Origin of the sequence: Sulfitobacter sp. M368, assembly GCF_025141875.1 — a bacterium.
Classification (GTDB): domain Bacteria; phylum Pseudomonadota; class Alphaproteobacteria; order Rhodobacterales; family Rhodobacteraceae; genus Sulfitobacter; species Sulfitobacter mediterraneus_A.
The window spans coordinates 2,536,309-2,551,905 of record NZ_CP081113.1 but is presented as its reverse complement, the minus strand read 5'-3'; the positions used below and the strand labels follow the sequence as shown (position 1 = coordinate 2,551,905).

Annotated in this window: 17 protein-coding genes and 1 tRNA gene; 9 read left to right on the top strand and 9 right to left on the bottom strand. The window is 59.9% G+C overall.

From position 1 onward, the window contains the following. Positions 1–40: 40 nt before the first annotated feature. Positions 41–2,518, bottom strand: coding sequence for a hypothetical protein (locus tag K3754_RS12765; RefSeq protein ID WP_259937818.1), 2,478 nt, complete (start codon positions 2,516–2,518; stop codon positions 41–43). 170 nt (positions 2,519–2,688) lie between these two features. Between K3754_RS12765 and K3754_RS12760 the strand changes: the two genes are divergently transcribed. Further along, entirely contained in the window at positions 2,689–3,390 is a 702-nt protein-coding gene (locus tag K3754_RS12760) for an SIMPL domain-containing protein (protein WP_259937816.1), read from the top strand. 271 nt (positions 3,391–3,661) lie between these two features. Here the strand turns inward: K3754_RS12760 and K3754_RS12755 are convergent, their stop codons facing one another. Together K3754_RS12755 and K3754_RS12750 are read right to left on the bottom strand one after the other, a co-directional pair. Further along, positions 3,662–4,951, bottom strand: coding sequence for an O-acetylhomoserine aminocarboxypropyltransferase/cysteine synthase family protein (locus K3754_RS12755; protein WP_203210716.1), 1,290 nt, complete (start codon positions 4,949–4,951; stop codon positions 3,662–3,664). A 228-nt stretch (positions 4,952–5,179) separates the two neighbouring features. Next, on the bottom strand, positions 5,180–6,184 hold the full coding sequence (locus K3754_RS12750) for a hypothetical protein (RefSeq protein ID WP_259937814.1): 1,005 nt from the start codon (positions 6,182–6,184) through the stop codon (positions 5,180–5,182). A gap of 95 nt (positions 6,185–6,279) precedes the next feature. On the opposite strand from K3754_RS12750, the gene K3754_RS12745 reads away from it, so the two are divergent. The 3 genes from K3754_RS12745 to K3754_RS12735 all read left to right on the top strand — a co-directional run bounded on the left by K3754_RS12745 (position 6,280) and on the right by K3754_RS12735 (position 9,110). Next, positions 6,280–6,918: a hypothetical protein gene (locus K3754_RS12745; RefSeq protein WP_259937813.1), complete on the top strand. Its 639-nt coding sequence runs from the start codon at positions 6,280–6,282 to the stop codon at positions 6,916–6,918. Between the two features lie 220 nt (positions 6,919–7,138). Beyond that, positions 7,139–8,455 carry a hypothetical protein gene (locus tag K3754_RS12740; protein ID WP_259937811.1) on the top strand — a complete coding sequence of 439 codons (1,317 nt, stop codon included), beginning with the start codon at positions 7,139–7,141 and terminating at the stop codon, positions 8,453–8,455. 127 nt (positions 8,456–8,582) lie between these two features. Next, a complete protein-coding gene (locus K3754_RS12735; protein WP_203210719.1) occupies positions 8,583–9,110 on the top strand; it encodes a hypothetical protein in 528 nt (175 codons plus the stop codon). A 322-nt stretch (positions 9,111–9,432) separates the two neighbouring features. Here K3754_RS12735 and K3754_RS12730 read toward each other — a convergent pair. Then, positions 9,433–9,516: transfer RNA gene (locus tag K3754_RS12730), tRNA-Tyr, on the bottom strand. Positions 9,517–9,627: 111 nt separating this feature from the next. Here K3754_RS12730 and rlmB point away from each other — a divergent pair. From rlmB to K3754_RS12715, 3 genes are all read left to right on the top strand, one after another. Beyond that, complete coding sequence (rlmB, locus tag K3754_RS12725) at positions 9,628–10,404, top strand: 23S rRNA (guanosine(2251)-2'-O)-methyltransferase RlmB (RefSeq protein ID WP_259937809.1); 777 nt, start codon at positions 9,628–9,630, stop codon at positions 10,402–10,404. Between the two features lie 9 nt (positions 10,405–10,413). After that, positions 10,414–10,725 (top strand): hypothetical protein, encoded by a 312-nt coding sequence (locus K3754_RS12720; RefSeq protein WP_203210721.1) that lies wholly within the window; start codon positions 10,414–10,416, stop codon positions 10,723–10,725. 221 nt (positions 10,726–10,946) lie between these two features. Beyond that, the gene (locus K3754_RS12715; RefSeq protein WP_259937808.1) at positions 10,947–11,414 is read left to right on the top strand and encodes a CoA-binding protein; all 468 of its coding nucleotides are present in this window, start codon (positions 10,947–10,949) and stop codon (positions 11,412–11,414) included. On the opposite strand, the gene K3754_RS12710 is transcribed toward K3754_RS12715, so the two are convergent. From K3754_RS12710 to hisA, 3 genes are all read right to left on the bottom strand, one after another. Then, positions 11,411–11,722 carry a phosphoribosyl-ATP diphosphatase gene (locus tag K3754_RS12710; protein ID WP_259937807.1) on the bottom strand — a complete coding sequence of 104 codons (312 nt, stop codon included), beginning with the start codon at positions 11,720–11,722 and terminating at the stop codon, positions 11,411–11,413. The two genes, K3754_RS12715 and K3754_RS12710, sit on opposite strands and share 4 nt — an antisense overlap. Further along, complete coding sequence (gene hisF, locus K3754_RS12705) at positions 11,719–12,480, bottom strand: imidazole glycerol phosphate synthase subunit HisF (protein WP_259937805.1); 762 nt, start codon at positions 12,478–12,480, stop codon at positions 11,719–11,721. Before hisF ends, K3754_RS12710 begins: the two co-directional genes overlap by 4 nt. A gap of 93 nt (positions 12,481–12,573) precedes the next feature. Continuing rightward, positions 12,574–13,293: a 1-(5-phosphoribosyl)-5-[(5-phosphoribosylamino)methylideneamino]imidazole-4-carboxamide isomerase gene (gene hisA / locus K3754_RS12700; RefSeq protein ID WP_259937804.1), complete on the bottom strand. Its 720-nt coding sequence runs from the start codon at positions 13,291–13,293 to the stop codon at positions 12,574–12,576. A 133-nt stretch (positions 13,294–13,426) separates the two neighbouring features. Here hisA and K3754_RS12695 point away from each other — a divergent pair, with 133 nt between their 5' ends. Beyond that, a complete protein-coding gene (locus tag K3754_RS12695; protein ID WP_203210726.1) occupies positions 13,427–13,813 on the top strand; it encodes a DUF2147 domain-containing protein in 387 nt (128 codons plus the stop codon). Between the two features lie 77 nt (positions 13,814–13,890). After that, on the top strand, positions 13,891–14,298 hold the full coding sequence (locus K3754_RS12690) for a DUF2147 domain-containing protein (RefSeq protein WP_203210727.1): 408 nt from the start codon (positions 13,891–13,893) through the stop codon (positions 14,296–14,298). Here the strand turns inward: K3754_RS12690 and hisH are convergent. Beyond that, positions 14,295–14,933, bottom strand: a complete 639-nt coding sequence (gene hisH / locus K3754_RS12685; RefSeq protein ID WP_259937802.1) for an imidazole glycerol phosphate synthase subunit HisH — start codon at positions 14,931–14,933, stop codon at positions 14,295–14,297. The two genes, K3754_RS12690 and hisH, sit on opposite strands and share 4 nt — an antisense overlap. 11 nt (positions 14,934–14,944) lie before the next feature. Further along, positions 14,945–15,532 carry an imidazoleglycerol-phosphate dehydratase HisB gene (gene hisB, locus K3754_RS12680; protein ID WP_203210729.1) on the bottom strand — a complete coding sequence of 196 codons (588 nt, stop codon included), beginning with the start codon at positions 15,530–15,532 and terminating at the stop codon, positions 14,945–14,947. Between the last annotated feature and the right edge of the window lie 65 nt (positions 15,533–15,597).

The window sequence follows — 15,597 nt, the reverse complement described above, 5'->3', positions numbered from 1 at the left end:
CAACCCCTGACTGGGAACGCCGCATCCACTGGGTGCGGCGTTATCCTTTTGGCATCTTCAGGACAACGTTGCGCCCGCGTTTGGTATAGCGCAATTCGCTGTCGCCGATAGCGGACACCCGGCCTCCGTCGATCCGATCTCCCACAACAACCTTCTTGTAGCGGCCATTGCTGAGCCGGACCAAGGCGCGGCGGCTGGACGGTTTTCCGTAAACGCCGATCAGGTTGACCTTCTTGAGGTTGATGGCGTTCTTCACGGTTGCCTGCTTGGCAACGGACGTTTTCGTCGGGATCTTGGGTTTGACAGTCCGCGGTGCCACGGCGGCCGCGCTGGCGACGCGCACCTCGTCTTTGGGCGCGCTACGCTCGGCGCGTTTGACGATCCGCGCAAAGTTCCGCGGGCGGGTATCGGGCCGTATAGAAGCGGCAACCGCTTGGCGTGTGGCGCTGTCAAATGGGTCTTCGGTCGCTTCTGGCACGGCCAGCGCGGCTGCGACCGCTTCGTTGGTGTCGGCTGGGCTGACCAATTGGGCGCGGGCGGCTTCTTGCACCGACAGGGGGCGCAGAACCGGGCGCAATCCGGCCAATTCACTGCGGGTTAAGCCGTCCAGTTGGGCGCGCTCGGTCTGCTCTTCCAGATCACCGGGGCGCAGCTTGGGCCTAAATGCGGCCAGCGCATCTCGCACACCCAAATCTTGCGGGGCAGATTGAAAACGGGTTGGCGTGGCGGGCGGAACAATCGGCGGCTTGCCCAAAAATACGGTAATGCCATCCGGGCTGAGGGCCCCCTGAACCGTGGGCCGCACCAGCCCGCGTGCATCCAGCGCAAAGCGGGTGCCAGCGGCCACCGGCGATGACACGGACGCCAAGGCCACGTCGGTTGCGTATTTGTCAGCGGGGGGCAGGGCGACCGCATCGTTTGCTGTGCTCACAGGGTCGATGCTGGTCAGGTAAAAGTCGTCAATGTCGATCAGGCTTGCAGGCTCTGGCGGTACGTCAGGGGCGCGCGGCCAGATACCGGAGGTGGCATAATGCGCCTCAAGCTCTGCCTCGGTCATCACCTCTGGCGGGGCAGGCTGCACCGGCTCACGCAGGGCATCCAGCACCGCCCCGTCCTCATCCGACAGCGCCGGATCAAGGGAGGCTGTTTCAATGGCCGCCTCTGTTACCGGATCTTCGGCAGGCGCGGCTGGTGGTATATCCTGCGCCTGTTCCACGGTCGCTTTGCCGCCAAAGAGGCGTGACAGGCTGAAATCTTCATCGAGAAACACGGAGGCCCAGGCCGCGACACCTGCCAGGAAGATCAGCAACACGGCAGTCAGGATCAAGCCAAGGAACCGAGGCTTGCCGCGCACGTCGGATTTGCGTGCGCCAAATACGGTCAGCCGTTCTGTCTCGGAGGTGGCGTTGTCGCCCTGCGGCGCGGTGACGGGTCCTTCAGGCTTGGCTTTGCGGCGGCTCAGAAAGCCGCTTTTGGCCGGGGCGGTTGGGGGGGCTGGATCAGGATCCGCAAAAGAGCTGCTGTCAGGCTCGATCGGAATGCCCGGCGCGGTGACGGATGCATCCGGGGCAGGAATCGGTGGCGGCGGCACTGCCCGACTGGCGGCCCCCAGAACCGGAGCTTTTGATGCACCATTGCCGCGACGGCTGGCAAATCCGGCAGAGGCGCCTTCACGACTGGGCGGGGGCGGCAAATCCTCAACGGGCGGCGCGTCGCTGCGGGCCTCTTTGACACCGTTCAGCGGCGGCAGCACCGGCAGAGGGGTGTCCTCTTGCGGCGCGGCATCGGTGTGACCTTCGCCCTGACCAATAGCCTGATCCGCAACCGGTTCTGTTTCTGCCGCGTCTTCCGGCGCAGATGTTCGGGAGACATCAGCGATGTCGGTTTCTTTTTCTGCTGCTGCGGAACCGTCAACCAATTCAGGCGCTGGTACGGCGGCGGGGTCTTCGGCATTGGCCTTGGGCCATTCCACATCCCCGATCACCACAACGGCAATGCCGTCCGGCTCTACCGTGTCACCCGGCTCCAGCAGATCGTCGGAAGCGGCGGTTGGTCCAAAGAAGGGCTCTCCCAAGAAGGGGTTGTCGTCCGGCACAGCGACGTAGCACAGCGGGTGAAACCGGTATTGTGTGGCAAAACCTTCGGCCTCGGCCATCGTCTCACGCGCCACGGCGGCGATATGGGTCTGGTCGCCATCCATGCAAATATCAAAGGCCAGATCGGACACTGCATAGGGGGTGGCTCCATCCAGCGCCCGCGCGGCGGCCTCGCGGCGGGTCGCCGCGTCCAGTCCGGGGGTGTCGATGGTCAGATATTTGATCTGGTCATTGGGCAAGATCAGCTTGGTCTCGACCCCGCCGGGATCGAGCGTCAGCGCCTTTTGGCGCAAGCCCTCAAGATCAGCACCCAGATCGGCGACATCCAGCGGCACCTCGCCCACCACGCGCCAGCCACCCGCCGCACGGTGCAAGAGCCTGATTCCTTGGAATGACAGGGATAGGGCAAAATTCGGCTTCATTGGGCGATCTTTAACATATTGCACGGACCCGGATCGAGACAGCTCCGGTCAGGTTCAAGAATAGCGCGGGTCTTTGCCTAAGGAAAGGGAAAGGCGGCGGCGAGGCTTGCCCCCATGGATGGCGCGGGGGCATTGTGAGGCCAATTATAGCGCATGAAAGGTTAAATGGTATGAGATGGATCAATTGGGCGGCTGCGATCTGGCTGTTGGCAGTGCCTGCCGCATGGGGGCAATCCGCCACCGAGACCGGGATCATCGTAACGGGTGAGGGGCGTGTGGCCCTGGCGCCGGATATGGCGGCCATCACCCTGGGCGTGCGCCACAGAGGAGACACGGCGCAAGAGGCGATGGCGCGGGTGACTGCAGACGTTGCGGGCATTCTGGGCGCATTGACCAATTTGGGCGTCGCAGGCATCGATCAACAGACCAGCGGGTTTTACCTGCGACCGGTCTATAACTCCCGCGGTATCAACGATGGATCTCCGCCTGATCTTGTGGGTTATGAGGCCGGAAACACTGTGACGGTGCGGGTAAGGGATTTGTCGATTCTGGGATCGACCCTTGATGCGGTGATTGAGATCGGAGCGAATGAATTCAATGGCTTGCGATTCGATCTTCAAGATCCCAGCGCTGCGCAATCCTTGGCCAGGCAACTTGCCGTGGAAGATGCACGGGACAAGGCCGAAGAACTGGCACAGGCGGCCGGTATTGAGCTTGGCCCATTGGTGCGGCTCAGCGAGGTCGGCAGCCATGCCGGACCGCGGATGATGGAAATGTCGGCTGGACGCGCCAGTATGGACAGCGCCATCGCAAGCGGAGAAGTGGGCGTAGAGGCGCGGGTGACGCTGGTTTTTGAAATCCGCCAGCCTTAAAAATTGCGTGCTGGACGGTGGCGCGGCTGACTGCGTTCCATATTTGATGTCTGGGATGTGGACGAAGATGCGCTAATGGAACCACTGCGCCCGCCGCGTCAAACCGTAGGTTTGCCTTCGGCAAAACGGGGCGGTTCGGGCGCTTCCAAATCGGAGATTTGGCAAATCGTGCTTCATCTCTCAGGGCATCTTGTGCGCGGAGTTGACAATCGCCCGCAAAGGAAAGGCCCCGCCTTTGCAGACGGGGCCAAAACGCTCATGAGGCAGGCGATCAGCCTGTCGCTTGGGCCAAAGCCTGATCGAGATCGGCAATCAGATCATCGGCGTTTTCTGTGCCGATGGAGATCCGCACCACATTGGCGCCCGCGCCTGCGGCCTCTTGCTGTTCCGGGGACAACTGGCGGTGGGTGGTGGATGCCGAGTGGATGACCAGCGAACGGGTATCGCCGAGGTTGGCCACATGGCTGAAGATCTCAAGCGAATTCACCAGCTTGACGCAGGCGTCATAGCCGCCCTTGACCGCAATGGTGAACAAGGCACCGGCGCCCTTGGGGCAAACCTTGGCGACACGATCATAATAGGGCGAGGACTCCAGACCGGCGTAGGTCACAGCATCAATGCGGTCGTCCGCTTCGAGCCATTTGGCAACCTTCACAGCGTTTTCCACATGGCGTTCCATCCGCAGGGACAGGGTCTCTGTGCCCATCAGCGTGTAATGCGCCGCCTGCGGGTTCATCGTCATGCCCAGATCGCGCAGGCCGATGGCAATGCCGTGGAAGGTGAAGGCAAGATTGCCAAAGGTCTCGTGGAACTTGAGGCCATGATAGGCCGGTTCCGGCTGGCTCAGCGAGGGGAATTTGTCATTGGCGGACCAGTCAAACTTGCCCGAATCCACAACGCAGCCCCCCGTGACGGTGCCGTTGCCGGTGAGGTATTTGGTGGTGGAATGCACAACCAATGTCGCGCCCAGATCAATCGGGCGGCACAGGAACGGCGTTGCCGAGGTGTTGTCGATGATCAGCGGAATGCCAGCGGCATCGGCCACATCGGCCACGGCCCGCACATCCATGATATAGCCGCCCGGGTTGGCGATCGCCTCGCCAAAGACTGCGCGGGTGTCATCGTCTATGGCGTCGCGCACCGCGTCCAGATCATCAAAATCAACAAATTTGCAGGACCAGCCAAAGCGTTTGATCGTGTGGCTGAACTGGGTGACCGTGCCGCCATAAAGCCGGGTTGAGGCGACGATGTTCTTGCCCGGACCCATCAACGGGAAGAGCGCCATGATCTGCGCCGCGTGACCCGAAGAACAGCAAACCGCGCCAACCCCACCTTCGAGGGTGGCAATGCGTTCCTGCAATACTGCAACCGTCGGGTTGGTCAGGCGCGAGTAGATGTAGCCCACCTCCTGCAGGTTGAACAGCGCCGCCGCGTGATCGGCATCGCGAAACACATAGGCGGTGGTCTGGTAGATCGGCGTTTGCCGTGCGCCGGTGGCCGGATCGGGCCTTGCGCCGGCGTGGATTTGCAGGGTGTCAAAGCCGTATGTGGCATCTGTCATGGGTGTCTCTCCTCTGTTTGGGAATATGGTTACGGCAATGGCTATGGGCGCACAAGAGAAGGGTGTTTTTCAGGGAACCTATGCGGCGTGGCGATGCGCGAAAGAACCTGCGTTCTGCCTGGGCGCGCGTTCGCGAACATATGTTTTGGATGGTATTTGCGGCCTGCCGCTGGGGGTTTCACACCCCCAGACCCCCGTGAAGTATTTATTGCCAAAAAGGGGCAGCGGTCAGCGCATCCAGAAGCCGTTGGATTTGATCTTGTTGCGGATCGCCTGTTCCTTGCGGGGCAGGTTGTCGCGATCAAATAGGGCGCGGACTTTCTGGCCGCGGCCCTGATAGATCATGCGTTTGATGGCGTCATAGCCCTTGAGCACTTTTTTGATCTTGTTGGGTGCGGTCACCTGTTCGAGCACCTCGACCACCCGGTCGTTTTCGCGGGCGTAAAGCAATGGGAGAACCCGGTAGTGACAGGACACCTCGCCATCCAGAAGGCCCTCTGGCAGCGTATCGCGCCCGCCGCCGAGCGCGTGGATCACCAATGGCAGCGCGATCTGGTCGAGCCATGGATCAAGGCTTTGGGCGCAAAGCTCCACGGGGGGCGTGTCGCGGATGGCGCGGGCGTATTCGAGGAACAAAGCACCAAACTCATGCGGGCAGCGGTAAAAGAAAAAGCCCGCATTGAAGTAGAGGTAGCGTTTCCAGTATTCGTCCGGTTGGCTGAGATCGAGACTGCTGTCGAAATCCAAGCCAAATTTGTCATAGAGAGACTTCCACAGGCCAGCATAGCCGGGACCGTAAAGCTGGGGCTGGGGCCAAGTGCCTTCGCGGCGCAAAGAGGCACTGGGCTTGCCAAAATCGAACGGCACGCGGGACAGATCGCCCGTGATGAGCGTGTCGGTGTCAAAGAACACAAATGGCTCCCCCTTGGGCAGGGCCTGCAGCATTTCGATCTTGTTGCCATAGGGATAGTTTTCGCCAAAAACCGCGTTGCTGAACGGGATGATCTCGGCACCCAGGTCCTCAAGCGCCTCCCGCAGGGCGACGTTCTGGATTGCGGGGTTTCCCTCCCACAGGGGCCCCGCTTGGGGTTCCGCGATCAGCAGGCGGCCGGAAAAATCGGGGCTGCACTGCCGCAGCGAGGCAGCAAAAATCAGTGCTTCATAAGACAATCTGCCCTGTTGGCCGACAACAACAACGTTGAAGGTTTGCGGCTTGGCCGTTTTGCGTGCCATACTTGTTCTGCCCTTTGGTCTTTTGTGACCACTATAGGGGCAGATGTTGCATGGCAAAAGACGGCAATTGAGCCGCGGCCAGGGGGAGATAGAATATGATCGATTTCTTTTTCGCGATGATGGCGGCAGGGTTGAACGCGGCGGACGGATCCGGCGCGGACGAGAGCGCCTTGGCCGAGAGCCAGAGCGCCGCGCCCAGCGTGGTGATTTCAGAGCAATCCGTTGTGATGGGCGAGGGCGTTCAAATTGGCGGCGCAACGGCAACCGCCAGCGTGCCTGCTGTGCCCGCAGTGCCGCAGGTACAGGCGCCCGCAGTCGGGGCCGGGTTCAACATGGCCGTAGTGCCTGCCGGGCTGGTTGCTGAACCACAGACCCCGACCGGCAAGTTCACCACCGCAGCCGAGGTCAAGCCGATCCTGAATGCGACGAAGGGCAATTGGGTGGCGGTGCGCGACTATGATGGCAATGATCTGCTGTATGTCACGCACCTTTGGAGCTGGCGGTGCGGGCTGGCGGCGATGGCGATCTCCGTCAATAACGAGCCAATGCAGAATTGGCCGCTGCCGCCCTGTCACACGCAGTTTTCAACGCCCAACGCGATTTTGGAAGATGACGGTTTCCCCTATCTCAAGCTTAAGCAAGGCGCGGTGCATTCTATCACGATCCAAGTTGTCTATGATGATCTGAGCATGGATGTCGCAACCTTCCAGCGCGGCGATGTTCTAGTCCCCTGATGGGGCGGCCCTGGATGCATTTGCGCCCGCTTCGGCGGTGCGCAAGCCCGGCCCTGAGCGTCGCGGCGTTGGACCTGAAGCCCGTTTTCCACTAAAGTTACCCAACCGACCCATTGGCGCAGGCACCATTGGATCCCCCTTTGACGCATGGCGCATGCGGCGAAGGGCAATGCCGCCTGCTGAATTCTGATCTCATACAGACCAATGGAAGGACACCGCCATGCCGGCCACAGCCAATGAAAAACAAGTTGCCAGTACTGCCGATCATATCCTCACAGCCGCTCAACAGACCCGCAAGGAAATCGAATACAGCCTGCGGGATCTGACACGGCTGGAACAACGATACGCACAGGGCAAAAAGATGGAAGACTGGGCGCCAAAACGGCTGGCTGAACTGTCCGAGGCGCGGGCCAGTGCGGTCCGGATGTACACCGGTTATCACCAGCTTGTCCGGGCAGGGAACGAGCAACTGGCATTGCAGCGCGAGGGGGTCACAATCCGCCGGGCCACTGGAACGGCCTATGCGCTGGTAGCGGCAGGCAAGCTGGCGGAGTGCTTTATCGCCGGGGCCAAGGTGCTACGAAAGTTTGAGGCGCTGACCAAGGGGTCCAAGATATTTGCAAAGGCCGAAGGGCTGAAGACCGCATTGGACATTGGCAAGGACAGCCAAGAGGCGGTTCGGGCGATGGCAGCGGGCAAGGGCAAAGAGGCTGGCGAGAAAGGCGGGCAGGCGCTTTTGAAATTATCAAGTGCGACGCGGGATTTTGCCGATATCGTTGACACGGTTTTTGCGCTTGCCGGTCTGTCAGACAGAAAACCGGACGCCTCGATGAAATCTGCCGCCGATGTCATGGTCAAAATGATGAAGGCAACCAAATCCCTGTTGCTGGCCTGCCGAGAGATCGAGCAGAGCAGCATGTTCAAGGCCGGCGCGTCCAAGGCGGCGATGAAAGCCTCTGCCGATCAGTTCGTTGGCGGGATGGAAACGCTTGGCATCATTGGCAATATCATTGAGGCGCTGGTGGCCATTGTTGATGCGATCGAACAATTCCAGGAGGCCAACAAACTGGCCGAAGTCTCGGCCAAGCAGGAGGCCTATAACACCAAGATCGGCGGATCGGCCCTGACCACCAAACAGATCATGATGCTGCGCGTTGCGGTTGGCGCTGAAACGGGCGAGACCGATCTCGCCAGCATACGCAAATCGATCACCAGTCTGGCGTCGGCCAAGGCGGTCACGCGGGAGTTGAACGAGAGCCTGTCTGACCTGGGCGCAAAATATAGCCATGCCCAGACCCATGTGACCGGGTTCACGGCGGCCTATGCGCGGCGGCTCGAGTGGTTGTCAAAATACTATGCCACCGCGCAAGTCCAATTGCCGCAATTGATGGCAAATTACGAATCTGCGGTGAAAGAACAAAGGGCAGGCGGCACGGGGTGGCGCGGCGCTATTGGGTTTTTGCCGGAACGGATGAACTCCGAACTGGCGCTGCTGGTGAACGCGATGACGCGGGCGCATATCCGGCTGTATTGTTGAGGCGGATAGACGTTCCGTGACGGGCAAAACGCCGAAAATCACTAAATCGCTTGATTGGTTTGCAAGACCAAACCACCATGCCCCCCAGCATAACCGCCTGCGAACGGCCTGAACCATTGGAAAAAACATGAGAATTAGGGTCAAGAACCCAGCCGCCGACCAGGATCTTACCGAATATGTGATGGGGATCGCGGAAGAAAGCGTCAGGTTCCCCGGTATCGCGCAATGCTTTGGCATCGTTGGTCTTTTTGGCAGCAGGATGCTTTGCGTTCATGTCAGTCCGGGCACGACGCAGGAGGAGATGGACACCATCTTCGCAAATCTGAACCTGATGGGCGGCGACAATGTGCTCGATTGGTACATTATCGGCCCGTTTGACGAGCATTTTGCCATCGGCAGTGCATTGTGGCGTTCCAAGAAAGACATCAAGAAGACCTTTCGCCAGTCTTTTCCCAAAAAGGCTCGGTTTCATATTATGGATGTCACGGCCGAAAGATCGGCCCGAGTTCTGTTTGAAGGCAACATGTGGCCCATCGGCGCAATTGACATACGTGTTGTGCGCAATTCCTTCAGTTTGGCCTTTGCCTACAAAGAGGGGCGGTTGTCGGTCACCACATGGACGCCGCTCGATTTGACGAAATTCAAACGGCTTTGATCCGGGGGGATCAATCGGGGTGTTCTTGGCGTTTGATTTGAGAGGGTGTGCGCTGTCACTTTGCTGCGCAAAATGACTTTGCGCACTCAAACAATTTTTCGCTGAAAAATGGTTTGATGGTGGGCGACCCTGGAATCGAACCAGGCGTGCGTCTCCGCGAGGGAACCGCAGGTGGCCCCTGCCACGAAGAAACGCGCAGGATTGATCCGGGGGATCAATCGGGGTGTTCTTGGCGTTTGATTTGAGAGGGTGTGCGCTGTCACTTTGCTGCGCAAAATGACTTTGCGCACTCAAACAATTTTTTCGCTGAAAAATGGTTTGATGGTGGGCGACCCTGGAATCGAACCAGGCGTGCGTCTCCGCGAGGGAGTTACAGTCCCCTGCCACACCTTGCGGCCTGTCGCCCACTTACCTTCTGTGCATTGCACCGAACGTGGAGGCGTGATTACAAGCGACCCTGACAGGCGTCAAGGCGAAAACCGACCAAAGGGCGCGACAATTTTTTGAGGATGGCACAATGAAAAAACCAAAGTGGGTCGTGCAGAAAGAGCAGGACAAAAAAGCCGAGGCAAATACGACGCTTTGGCTCTTTGGTTTGCATGCGGTGCGCGATGCATTGGTGAACCCCGCGCGGGAGAAATTGACGTTGATGGTCACACCAAATGCGCAGATCAAACTGGAAGAGGCCATTGCAACTGCGGGCATCACGCCGCAGGTCGTCGATCCGCGCAAGTTCCATCCGCCGATTGACCCCGGCTCGGTCCATCAGGGGGCGGTCTTGGAGGTCAAACCGCTCAACTGGGGGCGGCTTGAGGATGTCTGCATCGGCGATTCAGCGCCGCGTGTGCTGTTGTTGGACCGCGTGACCGATCCGCATAACGTGGGCGCGATCCTGCGCTCTGCCGAGGTGCTGGGCGCCTCTGCGGTGATAGGCACGCGTCACCATTCCGCGCCGGAAACCGGGGCGCTGGCCAAGACCGCCTCTGGTGCGCTGGAACGGCAGCCTTACTTGCGGGTGCGCAATCTGGCCGATGCGATCCGGGCGTTACAGAACATGGGCTATCTGGTACTGGGCCTTGACGGTGAGGCGACCCAAACCATCGAGGCGGCAGTGGAGGGCAAACGCGACCGCCCTGTAGCGCTTGTGTTGGGGGCCGAGGGGCCGGGCTTGCGGGAAAAAACCCGCGAAACGGTGGATGCACTGGTACGGATTGACGCATCAGGGCAGTTTGGATCGCTCAATGTCTCCAATGCCGCCGCAATCGCCCTATATGCCACCAAGGAGCATTTCTAAGAGGGCGCAATGGCCGGGCCAACCAAGATCGCGACCTGCTGCCACTGCGGCAGCAAGGCGGCACTGAAACTGGGCAAAGGACGGCATGAGCTGTCCTGCGCAAGCTGCGGCGCGCCCCTGCGGCAGTTGAAGGCCTTGCCGGTGAAACCCGCGCCGCGCCCGGCGGCGATCAGCCATCAACCGGCCCTGCGCGATTTTGCAGGGCAGGCGCAGCCGCAGCGCAAGCGGCGAAAAAAGCCCAAGAAAAAGAAGATCTTCGGTGGCAAGTTCAAGGACTTCGCCGAGGATCTGTTCGATTTTGTCGAAGACATCTTTGACTGAAACCGCGCGGATCGGCGGGATATTGCCCGTTTTTTAACAGATTGTTCATCTGCGCCCTGCTACCCCTTTGAAAGCAGCGCAGGAAACTTACCTTTTATGTGCAGGCCGGATTGGAACCGCCGGCTGATGCTTTACTGTCCCTCGTTCCGTACCTTCGCGCCCCCTTGCCCTTTGGCAATCGGGGCGCTTTTTTCTTTTGATGCACGAGGGTAGGGTGAGACATGACCTATTCTGATGCCTGGCTGAAAACCATCCTGACCCGCACCAAACGCATTGCTGTTGTGGGTGTTTCCATGAATCCGGTGCGCCCCAGCTATTATGTGGCGCGGTATCTGGGCCTGCGCGGCTATCAGGTCGTCCCGGTCAATCCGCGCCATGCCGGTGAAACGCTGTTTGGCCAAACGGTGGTTGCCGGTCTGGGGCAGATCGAAGGCGGCGTTGATATGGTGGATATTTTCCGGCGCTCCGAAGCGGTGCCGGAAATTGTCGATGAGGCGCTGGAGGCGTTTCCCAACTTGCAAACCATTTGGATGCAGATCGGGGTTGAGCACGCCGAAGCTGCGGCCAAGGCCGAGGCGCGCGGCGTCGATGTGGTACAAAACCGTTGTCCCAAAATCGAATATCAACGGCTGTTCGGAGAACTGCGGCAGGGCGGCTTTGCCACGGGCGTGATTTCCAGCAAGCTTTAGGGCGCGCGAGAAGCTTTCTCGGCGATGCCAGACTGGCTTTGCCTTGCGGCGAGCGTATCCAGCACATCGGACAGCGGCACATCACGGGCAGCCAACATCACCAGCAGATGATAGAGGACATCTGCCGCTTCGCCGGTGAGGGCATCGCGGTCGCCCTTGACCGCTTCGATGATGGCCTCCACGGCCTCCTCGCCAAATTTCTCGGCGCATTTCTCCGGGCCTTTGGCCAAAAGCTGTGCAGTCCAGCTGCTGGATGGATCTGCATCCTTGCGGGCGAGAATGGTAGCGTAAAGATCGTCCAGGGTCATGTCAGCCTCATCGGGATGCCAGCGGCGGCCATATGCGCCTTGGCTTCGGCGATGGTATATTCGCCAAAGTGAAAGATCGAGGCGGCCAGCACCGCAGAGGCGCCGCCTTGGGTCACGCCATCCACCAGATGATCAAGCGTGCCAACCCCGCCAGAGGCGATCACCGGCACATGGACAGCGTCCGAAATGGCGCGGGTCAGCGGCAGGTTGAACCCCTGTTTTGTGCCGTCCCGGTCCATTGAGGTCAACAGGATCTCGCCCGCGCCCTTCGCTGTCACGGTGCGGGCAAATTCCACCGCGTCTATGCCTGTGGGCTTGCGGCCGCCATGGGTAAAGATTTCCCATTTGCCGGGTGAGACTGTTTTGGCGTCAATCGCGCAGACGATGCATTGGCTGCCAAATTGGTTGGCAGCCTCTGCGATCACATCCGGGTTGGCCACAGCAGCGGAATTGAAGCTGACCTTGTCCGCCCCCGCCAACAACAGCGCCCGCACATCGGCAGAGCTGCGCACCCCGCCGCCCACTGTCAGGGGGATATAGCAATGCTCCGCCGTGCGGCGCACCAGATCAAACATCGTGCCGCGGTTTTCATGGGTTGCGTGAATGTCGAGAAAGCACAGCTCGTCCGCGCCAGCGGCGTCATAGGCAATGGCGGCATCCACCGGATCGCCTGCATCGCGCAGGCCGACAAAGTTCACGCCTTTGACTACGCGGCCATCGGCAACGTCAAGGCAGGGGATGATGCGGGTTTTGAGCATGAGGGTGGTTTAATCCGCTGTTGTCCTTGGGGCAAGCGCCGGGGGGCATTGCGCCCCCCGGACCCCCCGCAGAGGTTTTTTGGCCAAATGAAGTTAGGGGGCGAGGGCCGAGAGAGCAGCCTCGAGATCAATGGCGCCATCATAAAGAGCGCGGCCAGAGATGGCCCCCTCGATCACGCCGGTCTGTTTGAGAGCAATAAGATCGTCCAGCGAAGACACGCCGCCCGAGGCAATCACCGGGATCGAGACCGCGCGGGCCAGATCGGCGGTGGCCTCGATGTTGGGGCCGCCCATTGCGCCATCGCGCATGATGTCAGTGTAGATGATGGCCGCAACGCCTGCGTCCTCAAAGGATTTGGCAAGATCGGTGACCATCACATCGGTCTCTGTGGCCCAGCCTTTGGTGGCCACGCGGCCATTGCGGGCATCAATGCCCACTGCAACCTGGCCCGGAAAGGCCTTTGCAGCCTCGCGCACCAGATCGGGGTTTTCGACGGCAACCGTGCCAAGGATGACCCGCGCCAGCCCTTTTTCCAGCCAGCCCTCGATGGTGGCCATGTCGCGGATGCCGCCGCCCAATTGCGCGGGCACGTCACAAGCCTTCAGGATCGCCTCAACCGGCGCCGCATTCACAGGTGTTCCGGCAAAAGCGCCATTGAGATCAACCAAATGCAACCATTCACAACCCGCCTCAACAAAGCTGCGGGCCTGCGCGGCGGGATCGTCGTTAAACACGGTCGAGCGGTCCATATCGCCATGTACAAGGCGCACAGCCTGGCCGTCTTTGAGGTCAATTGCGGGATAGAGGATCATGGCCTGTCCTTATGATCTGAAGTTGGGTCCGGTTATGCATGTTGCGGGGCGATTTGCAACGCGACCCAAGGTCAGCCTTGCCTGAAAGGGGGGTGATCGCACAAACTGGCCTCAGAAAACGGGGAGGAATGACATGAAAACGATAATCACTGCGGCGCTGTTTGCCTTTGGATTGGCAGGGGGTGCCTTGGCCGAACCTGCGATTGGGACGTGGAAAACACAAGTCGATGACGGGGCATATGCCCATGTCAAAATGGCGCCTTGCGGCAACGCAGTCTGCGGCAAAATCGCTCGCACGTTCAATGACAGCGGCGAATACAAATCCAAAAATCTGGGCAAGACCCTTGTGATCGACATGAAACCGGAGGGGGGCGGCAAATACAAAGGCAAGGTTTGGCGGCCCTCCAATGACAAGATCTATATCGGCAAGATGGCGGTCTCTGGCAATTCTTTGAAACTGTCTGGTTGCGTCGCCGGCGGTTTGATTTGCTCAAAACAGACATGGCAGCGACTGAACTAGGTTCGGCGAGACATTGAAAGTTGAGGCGCAGAGAGGTATTTCTTTCTGCGCCTTTTCTGTTGGGGGAGAAGCTGAACATGAGCCTTTGCAAATTGATTGCCGTTGCGGCCCTTGCCATGATGTCAGGCGGAGCCGCGCTGGCGCAAAATGCGCAGGTTGAGGTGCCGCTGGGCCTGTGGAAGTCAGAGCCGGACCGCCTCGGCGTGGTGTTGAATGTACGCACCAAACCATGCGGTCGCGCGATGTGCGGCCGGGTGGAGCGGGTCAAGGACCGGCGCGGCTATGACACGCCCTCCACCATGGTGGGGCAAAAGATACTTTGGGATATGAAGCCGCAGCCCGACGGCAGCTTTCTGGGCAAAATGATCGACACCCGCGGCATCTGGCATCCTGAAACACGGATCGAGGAACGTGCTGGTAAATTGCAGGTGCGGGCCTGCGGTGAGGAAGGGTGCCGAGATATGGTTTGGAAACGGCTGCGTTAAGGTTTCCAATTGAGGAAATTGGCGATCAGCCGCAGGCCAGTGGCTTGGCTCTTTTCCGGGTGGAACTGCATGCCCAGCATGGTACCGCGTCCGATGATCGCGGTCACATCACCGGCGTAATCGACATGTGCGAGCCGCTGTGCTTCATCTTGCACAACCATATGATAAGAATGCACAAAATAGGCGTGATCGCCGGTCTTGATCCCATCAAACACCGCGTGGGGATGATCGATCACCAGATCGTTCCAGCCCATATGCGGCACCTTTAAACCGGGGTCCGCCGGGGTGATTTTGGTCACTTCGCCGCCGACCCAATCCAGACCCGGCGTGTCAGCATATTCGCGGCCCAATGTCGCCATCAGCTGCATCCCGACGCAGATGCCAAGAAAGGGGCGGCCTTTCTCTTCAACTGCCTCGACCATCGCATCATAAAGGCCGCCCGAGCCCTTGAGCGCCGCCATGCAGGCCGGAAATGCGCCATCGCCGGGCAGCACCAGCCGGTCGGCCTTTGCCACGACATCGGCGTCGGCAGTGACGATCACCTCGCCTGCGCCAACCTCGCCTGCCATCCGTTCAAACGCCTTGTGCGCGGAATGCAGATTGCCGGATTCGTAGTCAATAATCGCGGTCAGCATGGAGCTTTTCCTCAGAGTGCGCCTTTGGTCGACGGAATATCACCTGATTTGCGCGGATCAACCTCGACCGCCTCGCGCAGCGCCCGCGCTACGGACTTGAACGCCGCCTCGACGATGTGGTGGCTGTTGATCCCGTGCAGCATATCAACGTGCAGGGTAATACCGCCCTGGGTGCCGAAGGCTTGGAAGAACTCGCGCACCAGTTCGGTGTCAAAAGTCCCGATCTTTGAGGTGGGAATATCCACGTTCCAGATCAGGAAGGGCCGCGCCGAAAGATCCAGCGCCGTACGGATCTGCGCGTCATCCATCGGCAGCAGACAGGCGCCATAACGGCGGATACCACGTTTGTCGCCCAAGGCCTTGGCCAGTGCCTGACCCAGTGTGATGCCCACATCCTCAACCGTGTGGTGATCATCAATGTGCAGATCACCCTTGGCGCGGATTTTCATATCAATCAGCGAATGCCGCGCCAGTTGGTCGAGCATGTGATCGAAAAAGCCAACGCCGGTCTGGTTATCATATGCGCCGGTGCCGTCGAGATTGATCTCAACCGTGACATCAGTTTCGGCAGTGGTGCGGGTCAGGGTCGCTGTGCGCATGGGGATCTCCTGCGGTTTCGCGCCCTTATACCAGCGCAGGCGGGCAGGCCAAGGGCAATGGCACC

Coding starts and splice junctions, on each gene's coding strand:
- K3754_RS12765 (WP_259937818.1), bottom strand. CDS start 2,518: ATGAAGCCGAATTTTGCCCTATCCCTGTCATTCCAAGGAATCAGGCTC.
- K3754_RS12760 (WP_259937816.1), top strand. CDS start 2,689: ATGAGATGGATCAATTGGGCGGCTGCGATCTGGCTGTTGGCAGTGCCT.
- K3754_RS12755 (WP_203210716.1), bottom strand. CDS start 4,951: ATGACAGATGCCACATACGGCTTTGACACCCTGCAAATCCACGCCGGC.
- K3754_RS12750 (WP_259937814.1), bottom strand. CDS start 6,184: ATGGCACGCAAAACGGCCAAGCCGCAAACCTTCAACGTTGTTGTTGTC.
- K3754_RS12745 (WP_259937813.1), top strand. CDS start 6,280: ATGATCGATTTCTTTTTCGCGATGATGGCGGCAGGGTTGAACGCGGCG.
- K3754_RS12740 (WP_259937811.1), top strand. CDS start 7,139: ATGCCGGCCACAGCCAATGAAAAACAAGTTGCCAGTACTGCCGATCAT.
- K3754_RS12735 (WP_203210719.1), top strand. CDS start 8,583: ATGAGAATTAGGGTCAAGAACCCAGCCGCCGACCAGGATCTTACCGAA.
- rlmB (WP_259937809.1), top strand. CDS start 9,628: ATGAAAAAACCAAAGTGGGTCGTGCAGAAAGAGCAGGACAAAAAAGCC.
- K3754_RS12720 (WP_203210721.1), top strand. CDS start 10,414: ATGGCCGGGCCAACCAAGATCGCGACCTGCTGCCACTGCGGCAGCAAG.
- K3754_RS12715 (WP_259937808.1), top strand. CDS start 10,947: ATGACCTATTCTGATGCCTGGCTGAAAACCATCCTGACCCGCACCAAA.
- K3754_RS12710 (WP_259937807.1), bottom strand. CDS start 11,722: ATGACCCTGGACGATCTTTACGCTACCATTCTCGCCCGCAAGGATGCA.
- hisF (WP_259937805.1), bottom strand. CDS start 12,480: ATGCTCAAAACCCGCATCATCCCCTGCCTTGACGTTGCCGATGGCCGC.
- hisA (WP_259937804.1), bottom strand. CDS start 13,293: ATGATCCTCTATCCCGCAATTGACCTCAAAGACGGCCAGGCTGTGCGC.
- K3754_RS12695 (WP_203210726.1), top strand. CDS start 13,427: ATGAAAACGATAATCACTGCGGCGCTGTTTGCCTTTGGATTGGCAGGG.
- K3754_RS12690 (WP_203210727.1), top strand. CDS start 13,891: ATGAGCCTTTGCAAATTGATTGCCGTTGCGGCCCTTGCCATGATGTCA.
- hisH (WP_259937802.1), bottom strand. CDS start 14,933: ATGCTGACCGCGATTATTGACTACGAATCCGGCAATCTGCATTCCGCG.
- hisB (WP_203210729.1), bottom strand. CDS start 15,532: ATGCGCACAGCGACCCTGACCCGCACCACTGCCGAAACTGATGTCACG.